This is a genomic window from Brevibacillus sp. HB1.1, assembly GCF_013332445.1.
Lineage (GTDB): Bacteria > Bacillota > Bacilli > Brevibacillales > Brevibacillaceae > Brevibacillus > Brevibacillus porteri.
Genome location: NZ_JABMIV010000007.1, coordinates 151,850 through 173,583, shown reverse-complemented (window position 1 = coordinate 173,583; position 21,734 = coordinate 151,850). Strand labels below are relative to the sequence as shown.

At 47.6% G+C, this 21,734-nt stretch carries 21 protein-coding genes; 11 read left to right on the top strand and 10 right to left on the bottom strand.

The window, feature by feature from the left end:
* Positions 1-3 precede the first annotated feature (3 nt).
* From nikB to HPY27_RS18990, 9 genes are all read left to right on the top strand, one after another.
* A complete protein-coding gene (gene nikB, locus HPY27_RS19030) occupies positions 4-924 on the top strand; it encodes a nickel ABC transporter permease (protein ID WP_017250978.1) in 921 nt (306 codons plus the stop codon).
* A 12-nt stretch (positions 925-936) separates the two neighbouring features.
* Positions 937-1,959: an ABC transporter ATP-binding protein gene (locus HPY27_RS19025; protein WP_017250977.1), complete on the top strand. Its 1,023-nt coding sequence runs from the start codon at positions 937-939 to the stop codon at positions 1,957-1,959.
* A gap of 2 nt (positions 1,960-1,961) precedes the next feature.
* Positions 1,962-2,951: an ABC transporter ATP-binding protein gene (locus tag HPY27_RS19020; protein ID WP_254612938.1), complete on the top strand. Its 990-nt coding sequence runs from the start codon at positions 1,962-1,964 to the stop codon at positions 2,949-2,951.
* A 277-nt stretch (positions 2,952-3,228) separates the two neighbouring features.
* Complete coding sequence (locus tag HPY27_RS19015) at positions 3,229-4,017, top strand: sensor histidine kinase (protein ID WP_017250975.1); 789 nt, start codon at positions 3,229-3,231, stop codon at positions 4,015-4,017.
* A 4-nt stretch (positions 4,018-4,021) separates the two neighbouring features.
* On the top strand, positions 4,022-4,726 hold the full coding sequence (locus HPY27_RS19010; RefSeq protein WP_017250974.1) for a response regulator transcription factor: 705 nt from the start codon (positions 4,022-4,024) through the stop codon (positions 4,724-4,726).
* A complete protein-coding gene (locus HPY27_RS19005) occupies positions 4,723-6,051 on the top strand; it encodes a sodium:solute symporter family transporter (protein WP_106654362.1) in 1,329 nt (442 codons plus the stop codon). The genes HPY27_RS19010 and HPY27_RS19005 overlap by 4 nt, the downstream gene beginning before the upstream one ends.
* A 22-nt stretch (positions 6,052-6,073) precedes the next feature.
* Positions 6,074-6,967: a DMT family transporter gene (locus HPY27_RS19000; RefSeq protein ID WP_017250972.1), complete on the top strand. Its 894-nt coding sequence runs from the start codon at positions 6,074-6,076 to the stop codon at positions 6,965-6,967.
* Between the two features lie 134 nt (positions 6,968-7,101).
* Complete coding sequence (locus HPY27_RS18995) at positions 7,102-7,548, top strand: hypothetical protein (RefSeq protein WP_173622342.1); 447 nt, start codon at positions 7,102-7,104, stop codon at positions 7,546-7,548.
* Between the two features lie 72 nt (positions 7,549-7,620).
* Entirely contained in the window at positions 7,621-8,499 is an 879-nt protein-coding gene (locus HPY27_RS18990; RefSeq protein ID WP_174225766.1) for a phosphotransferase family protein, read from the top strand.
* Here HPY27_RS18990 and HPY27_RS18985 read toward each other — a convergent pair.
* Genes HPY27_RS18985 through HPY27_RS18975 form a run of 3 tightly spaced genes read right to left on the bottom strand, consistent with a single transcriptional unit; the run spans position 8,496 to position 11,617 of the window.
* On the bottom strand, positions 8,496-9,329 hold the full coding sequence (locus HPY27_RS18985; protein ID WP_017250969.1) for a carbohydrate ABC transporter permease: 834 nt from the start codon (positions 9,327-9,329) through the stop codon (positions 8,496-8,498). The two genes, HPY27_RS18990 and HPY27_RS18985, sit on opposite strands and share 4 nt — an antisense overlap.
* Complete coding sequence (locus HPY27_RS18980) at positions 9,329-10,279, bottom strand: carbohydrate ABC transporter permease (RefSeq protein WP_069845692.1); 951 nt, start codon at positions 10,277-10,279, stop codon at positions 9,329-9,331. Before HPY27_RS18980 ends, HPY27_RS18985 begins: the two co-directional genes overlap by 1 nt.
* 18 nt (positions 10,280-10,297) lie before the next feature.
* Positions 10,298-11,617: an ABC transporter substrate-binding protein gene (locus HPY27_RS18975; protein ID WP_174225706.1), complete on the bottom strand. Its 1,320-nt coding sequence runs from the start codon at positions 11,615-11,617 to the stop codon at positions 10,298-10,300.
* Positions 11,618-11,826: 209 nt separating this feature from the next.
* On the opposite strand from HPY27_RS18975, the gene HPY27_RS18970 reads away from it, so the two are divergent.
* Positions 11,827-12,252 carry a MarR family winged helix-turn-helix transcriptional regulator gene (locus tag HPY27_RS18970; protein ID WP_174225705.1) on the top strand — a complete coding sequence of 142 codons (426 nt, stop codon included), beginning with the start codon at positions 11,827-11,829 and terminating at the stop codon, positions 12,250-12,252.
* Between the two features lie 86 nt (positions 12,253-12,338).
* On the top strand, positions 12,339-12,674 hold the full coding sequence (locus tag HPY27_RS18965) for a DoxX family protein (RefSeq protein ID WP_017250965.1): 336 nt from the start codon (positions 12,339-12,341) through the stop codon (positions 12,672-12,674).
* A gap of 111 nt (positions 12,675-12,785) precedes the next feature.
* Here the strand turns inward: HPY27_RS18965 and HPY27_RS18960 are convergent, their stop codons facing one another.
* From HPY27_RS18960 to HPY27_RS18930, 7 genes are all read right to left on the bottom strand, one after another.
* On the bottom strand, positions 12,786-14,102 hold the full coding sequence (locus HPY27_RS18960) for a serine hydrolase domain-containing protein (protein WP_174225704.1): 1,317 nt from the start codon (positions 14,100-14,102) through the stop codon (positions 12,786-12,788).
* Positions 14,103-14,190: 88 nt separating this feature from the next.
* Positions 14,191-16,128, bottom strand: coding sequence for a sigma-54-dependent Fis family transcriptional regulator (locus tag HPY27_RS18955; RefSeq protein ID WP_173622338.1), 1,938 nt, complete (start codon positions 16,126-16,128; stop codon positions 14,191-14,193).
* 632 nt (positions 16,129-16,760) lie between these two features.
* Positions 16,761-18,221: an aldehyde dehydrogenase family protein gene (locus HPY27_RS18950; protein WP_174225703.1), complete on the bottom strand. Its 1,461-nt coding sequence runs from the start codon at positions 18,219-18,221 to the stop codon at positions 16,761-16,763.
* 18 nt (positions 18,222-18,239) lie between these two features.
* Positions 18,240-19,337, bottom strand: coding sequence for an NAD(P)-dependent alcohol dehydrogenase (locus tag HPY27_RS18945; RefSeq protein WP_017250961.1), 1,098 nt, complete (start codon positions 19,335-19,337; stop codon positions 18,240-18,242).
* Between the two features lie 415 nt (positions 19,338-19,752).
* The gene (locus HPY27_RS18940) at positions 19,753-20,277 is read right to left on the bottom strand and encodes a hypothetical protein (protein WP_017250960.1); all 525 of its coding nucleotides are present in this window, start codon (positions 20,275-20,277) and stop codon (positions 19,753-19,755) included.
* Positions 20,274-20,747: a hypothetical protein gene (locus tag HPY27_RS18935; RefSeq protein WP_174225765.1), complete on the bottom strand. Its 474-nt coding sequence runs from the start codon at positions 20,745-20,747 to the stop codon at positions 20,274-20,276. Before HPY27_RS18935 ends, HPY27_RS18940 begins: the two co-directional genes overlap by 4 nt.
* 112 nt (positions 20,748-20,859) lie before the next feature.
* Positions 20,860-21,669 carry an alpha/beta fold hydrolase gene (locus HPY27_RS18930; protein ID WP_017250958.1) on the bottom strand — a complete coding sequence of 270 codons (810 nt, stop codon included), beginning with the start codon at positions 21,667-21,669 and terminating at the stop codon, positions 20,860-20,862.
* Positions 21,670-21,734: the final 65 nt, after the last annotated feature.

Below are 21,734 nucleotides of genomic sequence, written 5' to 3'. Positions count from 1 at the left end.
TTCATGTTTGTTTACATTATCCGTCGCCTGCTGCAGATGATTCCCGTCCTGCTCGGTGTCATTCTGGTCGTGTTTTTGATCATGCAAATGGTTCCTGGCGACCCGGCTGTATTGCTCGCCGGTGAAGGCGCTTCTGCAGAAACGATTGCAAAAATGCGAACACAACTCGGCTTGGATCAACCCATCATGGTTCAGTACGCGCAATATGTCTTTAACGTGTTCCAAGGTGATCTAGGTACGTCACTTCGCTCTAATCTTCCCGTGTGGGATGAGATTATGGCGCGATTGCCTGCTACCATCGAACTCGCACTCGCCAGTATTTTTGTAACCGTTGTACTCGGTATGATCGCAGGTATCGTCTCTGCTACCAAGCAATACTCTGCTGCTGATATTACGATCATGGTTATTGCCTTGCTCGGTGTATCCTTGCCAAGCTTTTGGCTCGGCTTGAGCTTAATCTACACGTTCTCCGTCAAGCTGCAACTCTTCCCTGTTGCAGGCTGGGGCACCTGGAAGCACATGATTTTGCCAGCGATCACACTCGGTACCGCTGGGGCTGCCATCGTTGCTCGTATGACTCGCTCCAGTATGCTCGACGTCGTGCGTCAAGACTACATCCGCACAGCGAAAGCAAAAGGCCTGCGTGAAACAGTCATCATTTACAAACATGCTTTGAAAAACGCGTTGATCCCGATTATTACGGTCGTTGGCTTGCAGTTCGGATTCCTTTTGGGTGGTACGGTTCTCGTAGAATCTGTATTTGCCATCAACGGCTTGGGTCGTCTAATTGTCGATGCGATCCGCATGCGTGATTTGCCTGTCGTACAAGGCGGCGTACTGATCGCTTCCATTATCTTCGTATTCGTGAACCTACTCGTCGATGTATTGTATCGCTACTTTAATAAACGAATTGATCTGAACTAAGGAGGGATCACCATGCCGGAACAACGAGATATCATCCTGGACGTTCGCAATCTGCAAACGCATTTTTTCACAGACGATGGCGTCAGTAAAGCAGTGGACGGCGTTGATTTCTCTCTAAATAGAGGAGAGACACTAGGTCTGGTAGGAGAATCGGGCTGTGGAAAAAGTATCACTTCCCTCTCGATCCTCCGTTTGATTGCCAGTCCTCCGGGAAAAATTGTAGGAGGAGAAATCCTTTTCAAAGGGCAAGACCTGACGAAAAAATCAGAAGCAGACATGCGCGCGATCCGCGGCAACGAGATTTCGATGATTTTCCAAGAGCCAATGACCTCGCTTAATCCGGTTTATTCGGTTGGGGAACAAATCGCAGAGGTATTGCGCCTGCACCAAAACATGGGACGTAAGGAAGCATGGGACAAAGCAGTAGACATGCTGCGTCTGGTCGGTATTCCTTCCCCGGAAAAACGCGCGACTCAAGAGCCGCATGAATTGTCTGGGGGTATGCGCCAACGCGTCATGATCGCGATGGCTCTCGCCTGCCGCCCGGAAATTTTGATCGCGGATGAACCGACAACCGCTTTGGACGTTACGATTCAGGCTCAGATTCTCGAGCTGATGAAAAAGCTGCAAGTCGAAATGGGCATGAGCATTATCATGATTACCCACGATCTGGGCGTTGTTGCTGAAACATGCGATCGCGTTGCAGTCATGTACGCAGGAAAAGTCGTGGAGTACACGACTGCACAAAACTTGTTTTCGAATCCACGCCATCCCTATACAGTGGGGCTAATGAACTCCCTCCCCCGTCTGGATGAGGACGTGGAAGAGCTGCAAGCGATTAAAGGAAATGTACCAAGTCCGTTCAACATGCCAGTTGGATGCCGATTCGCTCCACGTTGCCCGCATGCAACAGAGCTGTGCAATACGAAGCTTCCTGAGCTCTTGGAGTATGCAGACGGAAGCAAAGTACGCTGCTGGATGTATACGTCTGAGTGGGACGGCGACACCAAGACTGCTACGGAAGTGGGGGTATGACCATGATGACGACACAAGCGAATCCAACGAAAAAACCACTACTCGAAGTAAAAAATCTCAAGCAGCACTTCCCGATCAAAGGCGGCATTTTAGGCCGTACCGTCAACCACGTAAAAGCCGTGGATGACATTAGCTTCACGATCCATGAAGGTGAAACACTGAGTATTGTAGGCGAATCCGGTTGTGGAAAATCCACTACCGGTCGTGCCATCCTCCGTCTGGATGAACCGACGAGCGGAACGGTACTATTCGAAGGACAAGATCTGCTGGCGATGTCCAAGAAGCAAATGCGCGACATGCGCAAGCATTTGCAGGTCATTTTCCAGGACCCATTTGCTTCACTCAACCCGCGCCAATCGGTATCCGCTATTCTCGGGGAAGCGTTGGCGATCCAAAATATCGTTCCTGCGCATCAACGCCGCGAGCGTATAATCGAGCTGCTCGGCTATGTAGGTTTGCGTCCGGATCAAATTGACCGCTTCCCGCATGAATTCAGCGGCGGACAACGCCAACGGATCGGGATTGCCCGTGCACTCGCGATGCAACCGAAGCTGATCATTTGTGACGAAGCCGTATCGGCACTCGACGTATCCATTCAGGCTCAAGTGCTGAATCTCCTGAAATCATTGCAAAGGCAGTTCAAACTGACGTATTTGTTTATCTCTCATGACCTTGGCGTCGTTCGTCACATCTCGGATCGCGTCATGGTGATGTACCTCGGTAAAGTGGTAGAGATCGCGGATAAAAAGTCGCTGTTCGACAATCCGCAGCATCCTTACACGCAGGCACTCCTGTCTGCGATCCCGGTACCGGACGTAAGCAAAAAGCAGGAGCGGATCATTCTGCGCGGCGATGTACCTTCTCCGATCAATCCTCCGCAGGGCTGCCGCTTCCATACGCGTTGCCCGTATGCGATTGATCGCTGCAAAACAGAAGTGCCAGGACTCACGAGTTTACACGATACACATCAAGTAGCCTGCCACATCATCTAAGCGATTGTTCAAAAAATCGACTTTTGATCACGAAGCAATTCTGTAAGCGAATTCGGCATCGAAACTGGCGTTCACCTTTGAAGTCCGGTGCTCATGTAGGTTTCCTACACTACACTCCACTCCTCCTTCTTCAGGTTCTCGCCACTTTCTCGGTGCTGAAAAGTCGACTTTTTGAACTTTACAGTAAAGAGATTAAAATTTTCTAAAATCGCAAGAGATCACGAAGCAGCATGATATGATGGTAACTGCAAAATCTATCCATAACAGAAGGGATCTCATGATAAGCTTCGAAGGTTTCACATTGCTCATTCTGCTGTTTATTTTGGCTCCTATCATAGGAGCTATTGCTTTATTGTTTCTGTTCATTTTCGAGAAGCGGATTGATCTGTTAGAAAACAAAAATCTGAAGATCGAGCTGGAAAAAGAGTTGCAGCAAGCGCTTTACAATCAGTTGAATCAACAAATCCAGCCTCACTTCTTGTTTAATACGCTAAATGTCATTCTGAGTCTGGCGCGATTGAACCGAACGAAGGAACTGGTGAGAGCGCTCGAAGTCCTCTCCCAGTTTCTCAAATTCAAATATAAATCCACAGAGCCATTGATTTCATTGGCGCGGGAGATTACGTACACGGAGCAATATTTGGAGATTCAAAAGCTGCGTTTCGGCGATCGGCTCCGGATTCAACTTGATTGTGCAGATGATCTCTTGCAAGCATCCATTCCCCCTTTCGTCTTGCAGACGATTGTGGAAAACGCATTTAAGCATGGATTGGAACGGAAAATGGGCGAAGCTATCTTAGACATCCGCATAAGCCGAAAAGATGACGATGTCCTGCTTACGGTCATCGACAACGGTTCTTCCGGACTCACAGCCTTCCAGAATGAAAGTGAGATCGAAACGGAACAGCCACATGAGAAGAGCGGTCACGGGTTGGACAACATCCGCAGGCGGCTCCACCTTTGTTTTGGTGATCATGCACATCTGGAGCTTGCTCCGATATCTGAGGGAGGAACTCTTGTGTCTGTCAGGTGGCCCTGTACTTATGAACAAATCGATCTGAGGTGAGAAGATGAACGTACTACTCGTGGATGACGAACCATTGGAGCTGGACCAGCTCGAGTATTTGATTCAGCCCATGTTCCCCTTGTGGAAATTCTACAAGGCCGCAGATGGCAGTCAAGCCATGGCGATCAGCCAGAAGGTTCCTCTTCATCTCGCCTTTCTGGACATTAATCTTCCGGGGAAATCCGGGCTGGTGCTTGGCGAAGAGCTGAGAGCCCAGCACAAAGACATCGAGCTCATCATTGTCACGGCTTATCAAGATTTTCATTATGCCAAGCAATCGATCCGCCTCGGTGTCGTGGATTACATCACGAAGCCCGTCATTGAGAGCGAGCTGGTCGACATTCTGAAAAAATATCAGAAGAGCCCTGCCCTCTCCGCTTACACCCGAATTATTTCCGATGCGATGAACATCATTCATCAAAAATTCGCGGAGAAGCTGAATCTAGCTGATCTTGCCGCAGAGGTCCATATCAATCCTACCTATTTGAGTCGCCGCTTTCATGAAGAAGTGGGTGTCTCCTTTTCCGAGTATTTAATGCAGTACCGCATTCAAATGTCGAAGAAGTTCCTGATCGCTCATCCTGATTGGAGCATATCGACGGTTGCCGAGCGGACTGGCTTCAACAGCCAACACTATTTCAGCACCATTTTTCGCAAGGTAGTGGGGAAAACCCCGAAAGAATACCGGGACAAGGGGAATGCATCTTGACCTACTTATCCTTTCGCGAATACGTGGTAGGCGCAGCAAAGATCGGCATTGGGCTTGGCGTCGTCTCGATCCTCGCCCGCTGGGTGACCGGAAACACAATATTCGGTTCACCAGAAGCACTCGTCAAATACGGGATATTTGGCGGGATCGGCTTCGCTTTGATGGGAGCATTTGCCCTTAGTATGTTTGGACTGCTTGGGCGTAAGGTCCGCCGTGAGTTATCAGAAGGGATGACTATTGGGGATTACATGCGGGACAAGCTACATCCGTTTGGTTACTGGCTAATGATCATCATCCTTTTGATTACCACGATTGAAGCGATGTTCGTCCAGGGAATGGCTGGGGGCGTATTGCTGAACATCTTGTTTGGTTTACCGATCCCGCTCGGCTTGCTCTGCTTTTTTGGATTTTGTGTGCTGTTTGCAGGCATCGGAGGTATTCGCTCGATCCATCGTTTTGCCATCGTGCAAATTGTCATTACGTTTGCGGCCATCATCCTGATTCCCGTCTACTTTTTCGTCGGTAAAGGCGTCGAGCATGTCTATAACGGACTGCGTCTTTACCATCCTTACCTTCTGGTGCTCAACAACAACGAGGGTCTTTTTTTTATCATTACCGGGCTGTTGATTGGGTTTGGTCAAGTGTTTGTCGATCAGGCATCGTGGCAGCGTCTCTATATGATGGAAGAAAAAAAGATCGTCCCTACCTTTCTGGTGTCCGGACTCATTTTTGCCACCGTACCACTGGCGTTTTCCTCGCTGATCATCATCGTTCTTTTTACGGGCGGCTTTGATGATATTTACTCGCTGTTGTTTGATCTCGTACGCAAGATTGACACGATGATATTGCTTGTATTATTTGTCCTCTGTGCCTTCGGTGCGATCATGTCCGCTTTTGGTGCAGGTCTTCATTCCATGATCAGTCTGATGGTCAACAACGTCTATCAGCTGTTCCGCCCAGACGCTTCAGAACGGCAAAAAATCCGTTTGGGCTACATCCTTGCCATTGCTATCGGTGCGCTTTCGTATGGTTTGACGATCTACTTCCAGCCGACCTTGCTGGATTTGCTGTTCTTCTTTGGCATTATGTATGCCTCGCTGTTTTTGCCTGTCGTCGTCATCGTGTTGACGAAGGGGAAGGCACCTACTTTCATTTTGATCAGCGCAGTTATGGGATTCGTCGCAGGCTATAGCAGCCGGATGTACGTCGATCCGATGATGGCAATCTGGATTGCCTCCTTATGTACAGCTCTGGTCTTAACGGCCTACTTGTGCATGACCTGGCTATGGAAACGGTACATCCGAACGCCGGATCACACTCGCTGACCCACAGGAAGGAACGAATCCTATGCTACGCTCCTACTTGCTGCTCATTTTTTGCGTAACCGCTTGGGGCAGCAATTTCGTCTTCGGGAAAATGCTCGTCGCAGAGTTTTCTCCGCTCTTTTTGTCGGCTATGCGTCTCTTGTTTATCGTGCTGTTTCTGCTCATTTGGTCCAGAGGGCGTCTGAAAATGCCAAAGCTCACTCGTACGGACTGGTTCTTGCTCGCGGTACTGGGAGTTGTCGGCGTATTCATCAACCAGTGGTCCTTTTACAAAGGGCTCGTAACGGCTGATCCGACCACCTCTGCTCTGATCCTGGCGCTGACGCCGATTACAACCGCTCTCTTGGCTGCCTTGTTCTTGAAAGAATCACTGACTGGCCGCATGGCAATCGGTTCGGTGATCGGTACATCAGGCGTTTTATTCGTCATTTATACAGGGGCAGAGCTGCATTTTGATGTAGGTATCCTTTGGATTGTATTGACGATGCTGACATTCGCGACCTCGATCATACTCGTCAGGTTGTTGGGACATCGACTCCCTCCACTCGTGACGACGCTCGTATCCAATTTGATCGGCTTCGGATCGATGCTGCCTTTTGTCCTGATCAGCATCCCTACGGCCACGGTAAGCACCAGCCTCTCATCCTGGATTCTCTTGTTTGTCACCGCTGTCATCATGCACGGTATTGTGACCCTAATCTGGAACAGTCAACTACAGAAGGTAGGCGCTGCCAAAGCCGCGATGTTTGCCAATCTGGAACCGTTTATTGCCATGCTGTTTGGCTTACTATTGCTGGCAAAGCCTGTAACGGCTGTACAGTTTTTCGGAGCGGTTCTCATCATCGCAGGCGTGACCTTGACCACAACCTCAAAGGAGCCGCGTGAAAAGAAGAAGCTCTCCTCGCTTTCATCCTAATCAAAGCAGTTCGCCGCACTTTTCACACTAAAACAGTCGGAATTGTAGTTGAGAAGTACAATTTCGTTGCTTTATACTAGGAGAAAGCGGGCGAGTCTGTACCGTTACATCGTGATAAGAGGAGGGGACAGTCCATGTCTACCGTAAAACTATCCCAGTGGGAAACGATGCTCTTAGAGGCAGCCCGTGCCCATGGATTCGTCGATGAGGAAATCATCCACAAGCTGAGAACAGGTGACCCTACGCCTTTTTCGGACGTGGAGGGCGGCAAGTACGATTACACCCATCTCTTTGAACTGTCCAAAAATGATCCCTCTACGCTGGAGGCTGCGATTCGCGAAGGCTACCAGATCAAGTTCACCACTTTTAACGGGATTAAGTTTTTGCTAAACAAACGCTACAACATCCAAGCAGAGCACGATTATCACGTTGAGGAAACAGCGCTGCACCACGTTCGCTTACCAGACGATGCATTGGCGTGGATGCGCAGGACAATCTCCCATAACTGGCGAATTGTTGAACTAGAAAAGCTCGCAGACACCAAAGAAACGCTCGTCAGATTTGAACTGGCAGCATCGTAAATACGAAAGAGCACTTTCCTTAGGGGAGAGTGCTCTTTTTTCGAAATGCGGGGTATTGGAAGGAGAACCATGATGACAACGCAAGCGTATATCCAACACATTCAAGCAACGTATCCGGAATTGGCCATCACTTCCGCCTACTTTAACGAGATGGGCCAAAACAATGATGTGCTCATCGTCAATGACGCGTACGTGTTTCGCTTCCCGAAATATACCGCCGGAATCGAGCAACTGAAGGTCGAAACGAACATTTTACGCACGGTAAAACCATACCTCTCCCTGCCGATTCCGGCTCCGATCTATTTGTCCTTTGCCGAGGAAATACCTGGGCGGGTGTTTGCCGGATATCCGCTACTCGAAGGTGATCCTTTTACCCGAGAAGCTTTTCAAGTAGTCTCTCGTCAAAATTCGGTACCGACTGTCGCTGCCCAACTGGCACAATTTCTTCATGAACTGCACCAGCTTCCCGTCTCCTCCTTACTCCCAGAGCTCATCCCTGGCGATTTTGACATGGCCAAGCAGTTGACTGAGCTGTATGAACAGATTGTTTCGCACTTGTTCCCAGCTATGCGTGAGCAAGCGAAAAAGGATGTAGCAGAGCGGTTCGAATCGTACCTGGCAAACCCTGCCCACTTTGATTTTCAGCCTTGCTTGACTCACGGAGATTTTGGCACAGGGAATATCTTGTACTCCCCGATAAAACAGTGCATCACAGGCATCATTGACTTTGGCGGCTCGGGTGTGGGCGATCCGGCATACGACCTCGCGGGACTCTGCGCGAGCTACGGGGAACCGTTTTTGCAGTACTTCACTCCGGTGTACCCCCAGCTTGAGCAGGTGATGACAAGGATGCGATTTTACCGTAGTACATTTGCCTTGGAAGAAGCGCTGTTTGGTCTGGAAAACGACGATGAGACAGCGTATCAAGCTGGCATGCGTGACTACTTCTAGCCTTTTACGGCACCCTGTGTGAGCCCTTCCACCAAGTACTTTTGACAAAACGCAAACAGCAGCATCGTCGGGATGACTGACAGCACCGTAGCTGCCGACATCGCTCCCCATTCGATATCGTACTTTTTGATGAAGGCATTCATCGCGACGGGAATCGTTTTGACTGACTCTTCATCAATGAACAGAACTGCCATAATCAGCTCGTTCCAGCATTGGACGAACGCGAAAATAAACGTGGCTGCAATTCCGGGGAGCATGATCGGCACGATGACGCGAAACAGGGCGCTCAACCGGGAACAGCCGTCCATCATCGCCGCTTCCTCCAAGGCGTTGGGTATCCGTTGGAAAAAGCCAGACATGATGATCGTACAAAATGGAATCAGCATGACCGTGTAGATGAGCATCAACGAAAACAGGCTGTTTAAGATGTGCATCTTGGACATCATCATATACAACGGCGCCATGCCAATGAACATCGGGATCATTTGGGTGACGAGAAATCCGAACATTACCTGCCGCTTTCCTTTAAACGAAAAGCGGGCCAACACGTAACCACCGAGCATTGCAATGAATACGACCATAGCCGAAGCGACCAAGGAAACGAGAAAGCTGTTCCAGATATACACCTGAAAGTGGGAAATCTGAAAGATCTCCAAGTAGTTGATCAACGTCACCTGTTCCGGCCAATATTGAATCGGGAGCGAAAAGATTTCCTTTTGACCTTTGAGCGACGTAATGATAATCCAATACAGCGGGAAAATCGCAAAAGCAAGAAACAGGGTCAATACAATCGCTCTGCCAGTCCTCCACCCTAGATGTTCACGGTGCATCAGAAGTCCCCTCCCTTCTCTACTTTGGTCGCTTTCACGTAAAAGATCGTGAACAACATCAAAATCAGCACGATGATGACACCTACTGCCGAGGCTTGCCCGTAGTCTTGTCCAAAGATGACTTTATCGATCATGTAGGTAGCGAAAATATGCGTGGAGCCTGCAGGAGCTCCATTTGTCATCGCATAAATAATATCTGGGAAGTTGAGAATCCAGATGACCCGCAACAGGATTGTCACCAGCATCGTAGGCATGATATACGGCAGTGTTACACTCCACAACTGCTGAATCCGCCCCGCTCCATCCATTGCCGCCGCTTCGTACAGCTCCTCCGGGATCGATTGCAGGGCAGCCAGAATCATGATGGCAAAAAACGCGACGCCATACCAAATATTCGCGATAATGACGGCAGCCATCGCCCAAGTGCCATCCGCCAAAAAGGAAATCGGCGCATCGATCAGACCCGTTTTCAAGAGCAAATCATTAATGACGCCAAACTGGGCATTGAACATCCACCGCCAAATCAGCCCAATCAGAAAGCCGGACATCGCCCACGGGAAAAAGACAAATGCCTGGTAAATCCCTCTTCCGCGAAATTTTTTACGCATCAAGAGGGCCAGCATAAAGCCAAACAGCAATTGAAAGACGAGGGAGAAAAACACCCAGTAAAAGCTGTTCATAGCAACTCGCGGGAAGTCTGGACTTGTCAGTACGTTCACAAAGTTGTCCAGCCCGATGAACTGAATATTCATCAAGTCAAAGAGCGTGTAGTTCTGAAAAGACATGATGATTCCACGCACGAGTGGATAATACGTAAAGACCGAAACAAACAAAATGGCGGGCAAGAGGCACAAAAATATGAAGCGACCTTCTTTGGAAATCCGGAACGATTTCTTCCCTTCCGGCACAACCTGCTTCGTCGTCATGACGATGGGTTTTTGTGTGTCCAAGCTACCATCCCCCCACGTCTACTTTCGTTCGGCTTTTTCTTTCGTCCAGTATTGATCCCATTTTTTCAGCAGGTCCTCTGCGGTGAGCTGATCGAGCAAAAAGCTCTGAATATCTTTATCCGCCGTGCTTTGCCAAGCTCCCCAGCCTTTGTAGTCCACAGGACGTGAAACATCGAGGAACTTCGTCGGCTGCTGGCTCATCTCAATAAACGGCTGGTAGTAACCTGTCTTGTAAAATTCATCTTCTGCCGCGCTTTTCACGACAGGAATCGTGGAAGTCTTTTTCGCAAAATGAGTGCTCTGTTCTGGATCAGAGAGGAATTCAATTAGCTTCCACGCCTCTTCCTTGTGCTTCGAGTACGACGTCATTCCCCAACCCGGCCCACCGACTACTTGTTGAGCGACGCCCGAAGGACCAATCGGAATCGGAGCGGTCGCCCACGTCCCTTCCTGCATCTTCTCCTTGGCTCCATCGATGACGTCAGGGTCTTGAATCAGCATGGCAGTCGAACCCGCTACAAACCCCTGTACCATCTCCTGAAAGCCCCAGCTTACCGAATCTTTTGGAGAGCCTTCCTTGTAAAGCTGTTTGTAATACTGCATCGCTTCTAGTGATTGCGGCGTGGAGAAGAGCGTGCGTCCATCCTTCATGAAAAAGGCAGAGTCAGGGTCGACCTCTGTCCCGTTGTAGGCCCACATGGTGATCAGCGCGTAATCCCACCCAGTCGCCCCTCCCCGGAAGCTGTATCCGTAGCGGTTTTTGGCTGGGTCCGTCAGCTTTTTGGCTGCGACCAAGAGCTCATCCCACGTCTTCGGCACCTCGATCCCAGCTTCCTTAAACCAATCCGTCCGATAATATAAGACGCGCTGGTACAGTCCATTCGGAATGTAATAAGGTGTTTTGTCCACCCAAGTGGCTCGACGTTTAGCGACGTCGGTCAGTTGATCGTAATTTTTCCATTTGTCTGTGTAGGGCTTCAAATTTTCAATAAAGCCATTCATCGAAAACTGCTTGGCATTGAATTCACGAACCTCCAGTACGTCCAGCTCTTCTTTTGCCATCAGCATCTGTGTGATCTTCTGATCGGCTCCTTCAAAGGGAGGTGAAATCAAATCGACTTTGATCCCCGGATTCTTTGCTTCAAACTGGGCTAGCATTTCTTTTAACAGCGCAGTTCGTTGTGGGCTAGTAATGCTCTCGACCATTTTTAGCGTGACGCCATTCGCACCTGACGGCGATGCTGAGTCAGGAGTGGCCGCCGGCTGACTACAGCCTACAAGCAATGCTGTCGCCATCGTTAATTGGAGCGCCACAGAAATCCAGGAACGAAATCCCATACACGAACCCCCTCATGATCTTTTTGTGAGATAGTTCGTATTATATTAAATATTCTGAATTATAAGTTTTAATATCTTTACCAGTTTTTTCGTTTTCTTTACTCTTTTTTCACTGAGGCTTTCCCGACACTATTTTATTTGACTAACTGGAATAAATAAGCTAGCATTTTATATGCTATAGCATGTAAATAAAGGAGCTTGGATTTTCTATGGAATTATTCAATCTGACCGGATTTCTTCTTCACCGCACAGATATGAAAATGACGAACTATTTTAAGAAGAGGTTAAAACAATTTGAGATCACGCCAGAGCAATGGGGAATTCTTAGTGTAATGGATGGAGAAAGAGCGATAACACAAAAGGAACTTTCGGATGCTATTGACCGAGATCAAACCACCGTCGTCAGAATGATTTACTCGCTTGAAAAAAAGGGAATCGTCATTCGCACTTTAAATGACGAGGATAGACGCTCTCATAATTTGTTGCTGAGTGACAAAGGGATGGAGCTAAAATCAATGCTTATACCCGTCGTTACCGAAGCGCATAATCATGTCACGCAAAAACTTACCGATGTAGAGATTGCGGAATTGCATGCTTTGCTCGATAAACTCTATCAAGTAGTAAAGGATGAATAAATGGAGAGGCAGATACTTTCTCCATCAAATACATGCTATAGCATATATTAAATTTGATACTGAATAACGAAAGTGAGGAAGCCGTCATGACCATAATTATTTTGCAAGTCATCGTTGCGATCTTCTTTATGTTTACAGGTACAAAAATTATTTCCGGTAAAATGGCGAATGAATTTGATCGATTTGGACTCCCTCCCCTCTTTAACTTCTTAACTGGCTTTATTGAAATCATCAGTTCCATAGGCTTGATTATTGGCATATGGTTTTCGACCGTTGCATTACTATCAGGATTGCTTTTAGGCGTGACCATGTTGGTAGCTGCCTTCATCCTACTTGTGATTGCTAGAGATCCTTTTCCGAAAGCAATACCGGCGCTCGTTCTTTGCTGTCTCTCCTTTTTAATCTCGACGTATCATTTTTAGTCTAGGGAGGGGAATACCAACCAAACTGAGGATACAGTCATACCAGTGGCGAGTCAAAGATTTTATTATCATGTCTTAGGTCGCCGCTGGTATGTCAACAAAATACATAGCCTACTCGCTCCTACAAAGCATCCTCAGCCCCATGAGGACCGCCCATGCTTGCTGCTGTTTTTTGAAAAAGAAGCGTAGCGGTTGACCGTTTTGTACATCGATCAGCGTATCGTGGCTGCTGGCCCGTAACTCGTACTCAATACCAGCTACCTCTGCAACAGGAGCATCATCTCGAAGGAAGAGTCGCAATCTTCCGCCTTCCCCTGACGTGTACGTCCCGACGAGCTTCTCTAGCTCTTCTCTCGTTGGCGTATAGAGCGGAGCTTCGTCTTCTTTGTATGCAAGCGGTAAACCAAGGGCAGCATTCACAACAGCCAGCCAGACGTTGCGGATCGGCACGTTTTCCAGATTAGAAAGAACGCTGACGACTAGCCCTTTTTCCGGTACAAACCCGAAGTTCGACGATACCCCGGGCTGGCCGCCCCCATGCTCAACTAGCGTTACTCCTGCATAATGGGGAGTTGTTTTGAGCGCATAGCCATACCACGCGTCCTTTGTCACTCGATGAACTGGCTGCCACATGGCGCTAAGCGAGGCTCCATCTGCTACCTGCTTCTCTTTATAGCGCCCAGCATTAATATAGAGCTGTCCGTATTTCAGCAAATCAACGACGCAAGATCGGATGCCTCCCCCCACTTCATAGTTGCCGAGCGTGGGCCACGTTACCTTTTTCAATTGCTGATCCTCCCCTTTGATATAAGGGACGGAGACATCGGCAAAGCGAGCGACTTCTTCCAGGTTAAAGGTCGAGCGACTCATTTCGAGTGGCGCTAGCAGCTGTTCTGTTACATAGGTACGATAGCGTTGCCCAGTGACACGCTCGATAATCGCTCCCAGGAGGAGAAACATGTCGTTACTGTAACTGATATATTCACCCGGCACACCAAGGGGGGCAAATTGGACTTCGTTTAAATAGGCAATATGCTCGGGCAGTCTCGTCAGCTCTTCACGGCGCAGCAGCGGCGGAACACCTGAAGTGTGAGAGAGCAAATGGTGAATCGTGATGTTGTCAGTTTGTATGTCCCCCTTTACTTGTAAATCAGGCAAATAGTTGCGAATCGAGTCGTCAACAGTCAGCTTGCCTTCTGCCACGAGCTGCATGATGGTTGCAGCCGTAAACGATTTGGTAACCGAAGCAATGCCGAAAATGGTATCAGGTGTTACTGGCTGATTCGTCTCCAGATCGGTGACACCAAAGCCTTTTTGATAGATGGTCTCCCCATCCCGGGAGATGCCAATGGAGAGCCCCGGCACCTTTTCCTTTTCCATGAACTGCTTCACAAATGCTTCCAGTGCTGAAACGCATGCGTGGTCCATTCCATTCCCCTGCCTTTGGCTCTAAGATTCTAGTTAGCAAAAAGAGTGTTCCAAAAGCCATTCAACATGCTCTAGGAACACTCCTTTTCTACGTAATCTCATATTTTTTCATTTTATTGTACAGCGTGCCCCGGGAAATCCCCAACAGCTTGGCTGCCTTTGTGTAGTTGTAGCGGCTGTCGTTCAATGCTTCCACGATTTGCGCACGTTCATTATCTAGCGGCGTGGACTGCAAAAGCCGTTTGCTGTCTTCGGTTGTCCCTGTTGACTCCTGGATCATATCTGGTATATGCCATGGGAAGATTCGGTCATCCTCCGCAAAGACGACAGCATGCTCGATCGCATTTTTCAGCTCTCGGACATTCCCCGGCCAATCGTACAGTCGCAATGCGTCCATCGTGTCCGGCATCAAGCGGTATGCAAAAGATCCGTGCCTGTGTGCGCCCAAAAAGTGTTCGGCCATTGGGACGATATCTTCTTTTCGCTCGCGCAGTGGAGGGACTTTTAGTTCTATTGAATTCAACCGGTAGTAAAGATCCAAACGGAATTGTCCGACGTCAGCCATTTTTTTCAGATCCTTATTGCTGGCAGCGACGATCCGAATATCTAAAGGGCGAGCCTTGTATTCTCCGATGCGGGTCACTTGCTTCTCCTGCAATACGCGCAGTAGCATCGCCTGAATGGGTAATGGGAGCTCCGCGATTTCATCCAGAAACAAGGTGCCTCCGTCTGCAACTTCAAACAGCCCCACTTTTCCTTCCTTCAAGCCGCCCGTAAACGTCCCCGGTGCATAGCCAAACAACTCGCTCGCAACCAGATCATGGGCAAAGGCTGCACAGTTTACCGCGACAAAAGGCTTATGTCTTCGCAAGCTATGGTCGTGAATGTACTGGGATAGCACTTCTTTCCCCGTTCCGCTTTCCCCAATTAAAAGCACAGACATATCACGCCCAGCGACCTTGTCCAATTTTTGCAGCAAGCCAAGCCACTGTGGTGACTCTCCCACCATTTCTTTCGCAGCTTCCTTGCGCGGCAGTCCACTGTTTTGGGATGGAATGTCGGCAATTTCAACGATTTTCGCAGAACGTGAGGGTTGACGGCGCATTTGAACAAGCGCACCGATCAGCCGATTTTTGTAAGATACGAGCTGAAGTCTGCCTGTAGCAGGATCGGGTGAAAAAGGCAAAGGCCGCTCAGTCGAAACGATGGTGGATAAGAGGGATAGATCGGATTGCTCCTGACAGGATTGGAAGTAGTGGAGCCACTCGAATCGGTTGCACCATTCTTGTTGATCTGTCGTAGCCGGGTCATTGCTCCGCACGATCTGACCATCCAAATCAATAGCCACTAGTAAATCATTGGAAATGGCTAGCTCTTTTTCGAGAAATGTATTTTCCAGATAAAGCCGATGAATCTGTAGCTGATTGAAAATCTCCATCTCCATACTTTTCGCAACCGTTTGCGTTAAGACCAAGGCATGGGCAGGAAAATCCTCTGCAAAGCTCGTCAAATCCAATACGCCAATGACCTGTTTGGTAATCGGATGAAAAATCGGCACACCCGCACAAGAAATGTTTTGCCAGCTCTCACAAAAGTGTTGGGCATCGTGGATGACGACTGGCTGTCCAGCCACCAGGGTAGTGCCAAATGCAGTCGTTCCACACAGTTCCTCGCTCCACACTCCACCTGGAACTGCATTGAAGCTGGTCAACAGCTCCATCAATTGGTGGTCGGCATTGACATGGAGTAATCTCGCTTTATGATCTGCTAGTATGATGGAATATTTTGTATGAATGAATGATTGGATTTTTGGAATAATCGATTGATACGCATGGTATAACAAGCTGGATTCCTGTAGCATGTGGACATCCATTTGGTTGAGTACTTCAGGCGTTTTTCGCAAATTCGGATCGATTTTATGGGACAGGCTCCTGCTCCATGACTCTGAAATACTGACGGGAACATCAGCTTTTACCTGTCCAGCAGAGAGAAACGTATCTCTGGCGTTCATCCGATTTTTGTACATAGCCTACCCTCCCATCTAGTTATCTCTCCTTATTTTATTATACCTCTATGTCGGGCTATAGTGGTGGAGAGCAAAAAGAAGAAAACGCTCAAGTTCTTGGGCTACCTGCTAGGGGGTCATCCCTGCCCAGCTCCATGTAAAAAACGAAACCCGCGTCCAAAGTCGCGCATCAAAGGAGCGTTTCAGAGGTGGACGCTAAAGACAGGTTTCCTTTTTTCCATTACGCTTCGGTTGGTATCCCAAAGACTTTCGCTTATTTCTTCTTTTTTCTCTTACCAGCCTGAGTGGTTGTACTGACTTATAAGATTATTGCATTCCCTCATGAATGAACTAACGAGGAATTTGACAGAAGCTGCGTAGAAGAAGCGCATTTCCAGTCCAAGCGCCTCTGGAGCCCAACCCAGCGTAGGAATAAATGGCGGGGAATTTAAGCTTCACTTATGGAACTCTTCCTCGAAACTTCTACGTTTGAAGCGCTCCCGCCATTTATTCCGGAGCGGACAGTCAATCCCCCATACGGGGCGTAGGCCGAAGCGTAGACTGGAAATGCGCTTCTTCCCCCCACTACAGCACCTCAAACAAAAAACAAATCCCTTCGTTTTTTTGAACGGAAGGGATTTGGCTCCTATCTATTAAAACGGAAACGGACGAGTTTCCTTCTGAACGGATACCCAGCGTGGAGATGTAAACTCATGCAGCGACCAGTCGCTGCCATGGCGTCCCAAGCCAGATGATTTTTCTCCGCCAAATGGTACGTTCGGCTCGGTGTTGATGCTTTGATCGTTGATATGCATCATACCCGTTTCGATTTGCAGAGCGACTTCTACGCCATGCTCCAAATCGCGTGTAAACAAAGATCCACTCAAGCCAAAATCAGTTTCGTTTGCAATGCGGATTGCTTCCTCTTCACTATCTACCGGTATAATGTTAGCGACAGGACCGAACACTTCATTTTTCGCAGTAGCCATATCATTGGTGACATCTGCAAGAATGACAGGCTTCATCAATGTACCATGTACTTCACCTCGTTTAACGACACGCGCACCTTCCGCGATTGCTTGATCGATCAAGCCTTGGATTTTTTCCACTTGTCTTTCGTTAATGAGTGGACCCACAAATGTGTTCGGATCTTGTGGATTTCCAGCTTGGATCATGGAAGTCTTTTTCGCAAAGGCGTCAACGAATTGATCATAGATTTTGCGATGGACGATAATGCGGTTCAACGCCATGCAAACTTGTCCTTGGTGGAGGAACTTCCCGAAGACAGCCGCACTTGCTGCTTGCTCGACATCCGCATCTTCCAGGACGATCATCACGTTGTTTCCGCCTAATTCGAGGGAAGCTTTCTTCAAGTTTTTGCCGCAGATTTCGCCGATTCGACGACCAGCAGTGGAAGAGCCTGTGAAGGAAATCACTTTTGGAATCGGATTTTCGATCATGGCATCGCCGATTTCCGCAATATCTGCAACGACTACGTTAAACAAGCCTTTTGGCAGGCCGACTTCTTCGAGCAGTTTTGCGATGACCAATCCACCGGAGATGTATGTTTGCAGATCCGGCTTGACCACAACGCCGTTACCAGTAGCCAGAGCAGGGATAATGGCGCGGATAGACAAGTACAGCGGGAAGTTAAACGGGCTGATTACACCTACGACCCCAACTGGCAGATGGTAGACGCGGTTTTCTTTGCCTGGAATGAAGGAAGGCAGGATTTCACCTTTCATTCGTAATGGCAAGGACGCGTATTCCTTGATATCGCCGACCACAAAATCAACTTCCGCATTCGCTTTTGCAAATGTGCTGCCTGTCTCGGATACTAAAATACTCACGAGCAGCTCACGATTTTTTTCTACCACTTCTGCGATTTTGTGAATGATGCCAGAGCGAACGTATGCATTTGTTTTTGCCCACTCTTTTTGTGCTGCTTTTGCAGATTGATACGCCTGCTCTACATCCTCAACCGTAGCCAGCTTGATGCTCACCAGCTCGGATTGATCGTATGGGTTGCGGTTGGTATAGCTATTCTGACTCTTTCCTTCTTGCCATTCTCCATCCATGTATTGTTTTGTGTATTCGCTGAAAATGTTGCTCATATGAAGTGTCCTCCTAGCTTAGTCCATCTTGATGATTGCTTTGATTGTTTTACCGCTATGAGAATCGGCCACCGCTTGGTTGATATCATCGAAACGATAGAATTTCACCAGCTTGTCCATCGGGAATTTCCCTTGTTTGTACAAATTGATCAACTGTGGAATGAAAATGCGTGGTACGCAAGCCCCTTCTACTACGCCAGTAATGGTTTTGTTGAGCAAGAGCAAGTCGTTCGTATCGATTTTCTCATCAGTTCCGAGTGGCGGTGCCCCGATTTGCGCTACGACTCCGCAGAAAGTGAGGGCATCCACAGCTTGACGCAATACGCCTGGTCGACCAGCAGTTTCTGCAGCATAGTTTACGCCGCCATTCGTAATCTTCTTGATCTCTTCCACCGGATCAACGTTTCGCGCATTAATGACATGGGTCGCACCCAGTTCTTTCGCCAACTCAAGACGGTTATCATGCACATCGACCGCAATGATCGTACCGCAGCCGATTGCATTCGCAGCCATGATCGCGCTAAGCCCAACCGCTCCTGCACCAAATACGGCAATGCTTGATCCTGCCTCTGGCTTCAGCTTGTTTATGACCGTACCACTACCTGTTTGAATACCGCAGCCAAGCGGTCCCAAAAGAGCCAAATCTACATCTTTATCTACTTTCACCAGATTGCGCTCGTTTACAATCGTGTACGTTCCGAAAGAGGACTGACCGAAAAAGTTGGACAACCCTTTCTCTTCGCAGTGGTGTCTTTTTGTCCCATCTTCCATGTTTCCTAGGAAGTTCAACTCGAAAAATCTTTCACATACATACGGACGTCCGCTCAAGCAATAATGGCATTTTCCGCAATGGGCAAAACCGAGCACCACATGATCGCCAGGCTGTACATAAGTAACACCCTCGCCTACCTTTTCAACTACACCCGCACCTTCATGGCCCAGAACCGCTGGAAGTGGAACTGGATATTCTTGATCGCGCGCAATCATATCTGTGTGGCAAATTCCAGAAGCTACGACGCGAATCAGAACTTCTCCGCTCTTAGGTTCATCGAGTTGAATCGTTTCAATATGAAATTCTTCACCTTTTGCGTGAGTAACAGCAGCTTTCATTTGCATAATATATCCCCTCCGGTGATTTCTTCGCACCACTCGATCATTTTTCGAGGATTACCCTACCAGATTCATTTATAATTTCGTAAAGACACATGAATATGACAACTTGCTGTAGGAAATGAAGAAAAATCCAATCGAGTGTTGTGCGTCGAGAGTAAAATATAGTTTCTCTTCTCCGAGGATTATTCTATTAGCAATTTTCATGCCAATCATATTTTTCAACTGAAAATGAACGAATTCCGTACTTTTTCTATGCGTACATTGTTCGATTGCCTTTGAACGATTTGAACAAATCGTTTAGCTCATGTTGAACAAATTGTTCAATTTCAGGACGAAAAACAAAGGCATTGCCCTCTTGTTTGCAAGAACGGGCAATGCCTTTTGATTTTTTCTCATTATTTCCAGCCGAGAGATACCCTTACATTGCTTTCCCCCATTCGATCTCTTCCCATTCAAATGAATAGGCCAACACATCGATACATGAGTCATGCGCGCATAATACCCAATGCTTGACTCTGGGGGATGTAAAACCAAATGCTTCTTTCACGTTAGATTCCACAACCTCATAGAATCCAGGATTTGGGCAAACATCCGTTTCGTTCCATTCACCACTGATAGATAAGCTTCCGTCATAGTACGGATCAAGCATGCTGAAATCATATCGTTCGTAACCGTACATTTTACCGTATTTCGTAAAAAGACCGATCGCCTTGAATGTAATTTTGATCATAGCATTACCTGCTTTATTGTATTCGTCGTCTGGAATGTCATCCCCGTATTGCTCGTGTAGCTTAGTCATAACCTCGTCGTAGCGCTTTTTATTATATCCACACATCACTTCCACGCTTACTTCCCGATCCTCATAACCAGTAAAACTCGCAAAATCATGTGAGGGACTGATCATCCAAGGAACTCCGACAGGTACAACTTTCATTTGGCTCATCGATTTACCTCCGCTTTAAAGAACACCATTTCATCAAATGTAATCCCAAGATAGCTGTATTTTATATTCACTCTGTTTATTGCTTCATGATAAATAACACTCAGTCCATAAATTTCATCGTTTTTCGTAGATGTGCCAGCTTTCATCGCTATATCCTCAATATTCTGAAATCCATAGGGTATTGATTCCTTATTATCATAATTGTCAGTTACGATGAATCCTTGTAAAGCATTACTAACTTGTACTTTTGTTTTTGATGGTTTTTCATCGTTATTGACTGAAACACCCAATATTTCCACTTCACCAAAACCCTTATTACCAATTCCCACAACAACAGATTTATGATCATTGCTTGAAGCAAGGGTACCAATATCCAATGGCGGATTACCTTTCACAAGAAAATAAAAACCTCCCATAAATATTGCTATAAGTAGTACAAAAATCCACAGTTTCTTCTTCAATTTCCCCATCCTTAATCGTTGTTTTTTCATATATATTGAAAACCATATATTAGTAAATTCAATAAAAAATAGCCAATATCCTGCACCAAGGCAGAAATATTGGCCTTCTAACTCGACTCATTCAAGAGTTAATAAACTCCACCAGCTTCTTATTAAAATCATCCGCCTGACAAATCGGCATGCCGTGCCCACTGTTTTCAAACGGAAACAGCTTCGACCCTTTGATTTGCTGCTGGGTGAGCTCGGCGCTTTTGAATGGAATCAATTGATCGTGAATCCCATGAAAAATTCCGGTTGGCACACGGATTTGACCCAAGTCATTGATTACATTCTCTCTCGCTGCGGCTTGCATGATTTTGATGAGCGCATAGGATGCGGAGTCCAGCCCCATTTTGACAAACCACTGGAGTGTAGCCGTCCCTAAATTTCGATTGAAAAACTGCAAAGAAACCGTGTTTAATAACTCAGGCAAATTGGCGTACATCTGACTGATCAGCCCATCTGCTTGCTCCTTCGGGACGCCGTATGGAGAACCCGGCATTTTCACAAAGGAAGGAGAAACTGCATCCACTAACGCTAATTTGGAAATATGACGCCCCTCATAACGAGACATATACCGAATCGAAATGGCTCCACCCACCGAAAAACCTAGCAAGACGGCATCCCGTATCTTCAGTGCTTCCAAAACGACATAGATGTCATCTGCTAAGCGATCATACGTATAGCCGTTCCACGGTTTGTCTGATTGGCCGTTGCCGCGTATGTCCATGGCAACACAGCGGAACCCCTGCTGGGGCAGTACGTTGAATTGGTAGGAAAACATGTTATGGTTGAGCGGCCAGCCGTGAACGAAAAAAATCGTTTTGCTATTCGGGCCAGGATTGAGGTCTTCCACAAAAACCGTGACACCCTTTTCGACTTCAATGTACATAACCCTACCTCCTGTTTCACACCATGCACCTCTTTACACTCAAGGTATGTCAACAGTTGTAGGGT

Excerpts from the sequence above, each read along its gene's own strand:
- HPY27_RS18970 (WP_174225705.1), top strand. The coding sequence starts at position 11,827 with ATGGAATTATTCAATCTGACCGGATTTCTTCTTCACCGCACAGATATG.
- nikB (WP_017250978.1), top strand. The coding sequence starts at position 4 with ATGTTTGTTTACATTATCCGTCGCCTGCTGCAGATGATTCCCGTCCTG.
- HPY27_RS18960 (WP_174225704.1), bottom strand. The coding sequence starts at position 14,102 with ATGGACCACGCATGCGTTTCAGCACTGGAAGCATTTGTGAAGCAGTTC.
- HPY27_RS18940 (WP_017250960.1), bottom strand. The coding sequence starts at position 20,277 with ATGAGCCAAATGAAAGTTGTACCTGTCGGAGTTCCTTGGATGATCAGT.
- HPY27_RS18995 (WP_173622342.1), top strand. The coding sequence starts at position 7,102 with ATGTCTACCGTAAAACTATCCCAGTGGGAAACGATGCTCTTAGAGGCA.
- HPY27_RS19020 (WP_254612938.1), top strand. The coding sequence starts at position 1,962 with ATGATGACGACACAAGCGAATCCAACGAAAAAACCACTACTCGAAGTA.
- HPY27_RS18945 (WP_017250961.1), bottom strand. The coding sequence starts at position 19,337 with ATGCAAATGAAAGCTGCTGTTACTCACGCAAAAGGTGAAGAATTTCAT.
- HPY27_RS18955 (WP_173622338.1), bottom strand. The coding sequence starts at position 16,128 with ATGTACAAAAATCGGATGAACGCCAGAGATACGTTTCTCTCTGCTGGA.
- HPY27_RS19025 (WP_017250977.1), top strand. The coding sequence starts at position 937 with ATGCCGGAACAACGAGATATCATCCTGGACGTTCGCAATCTGCAAACG.
- HPY27_RS18975 (WP_174225706.1), bottom strand. The coding sequence starts at position 11,617 with ATGGGATTTCGTTCCTGGATTTCTGTGGCGCTCCAATTAACGATGGCG.
- HPY27_RS19015 (WP_017250975.1), top strand. The coding sequence starts at position 3,229 with ATGATAAGCTTCGAAGGTTTCACATTGCTCATTCTGCTGTTTATTTTG.
- HPY27_RS18965 (WP_017250965.1), top strand. The coding sequence starts at position 12,339 with ATGACCATAATTATTTTGCAAGTCATCGTTGCGATCTTCTTTATGTTT.
- HPY27_RS18990 (WP_174225766.1), top strand. The coding sequence starts at position 7,621 with ATGACAACGCAAGCGTATATCCAACACATTCAAGCAACGTATCCGGAA.
- HPY27_RS18985 (WP_017250969.1), bottom strand. The coding sequence starts at position 9,329 with ATGCACCGTGAACATCTAGGGTGGAGGACTGGCAGAGCGATTGTATTG.
- HPY27_RS19010 (WP_017250974.1), top strand. The coding sequence starts at position 4,022 with ATGAACGTACTACTCGTGGATGACGAACCATTGGAGCTGGACCAGCTC.
- HPY27_RS18935 (WP_174225765.1), bottom strand. The coding sequence starts at position 20,747 with ATGGGGAAATTGAAGAAGAAACTGTGGATTTTTGTACTACTTATAGCA.
- HPY27_RS18930 (WP_017250958.1), bottom strand. The coding sequence starts at position 21,669 with ATGTACATTGAAGTCGAAAAGGGTGTCACGGTTTTTGTGGAAGACCTC.
- HPY27_RS19000 (WP_017250972.1), top strand. The coding sequence starts at position 6,074 with ATGCTACGCTCCTACTTGCTGCTCATTTTTTGCGTAACCGCTTGGGGC.
- HPY27_RS18950 (WP_174225703.1), bottom strand. The coding sequence starts at position 18,221 with ATGAGCAACATTTTCAGCGAATACACAAAACAATACATGGATGGAGAA.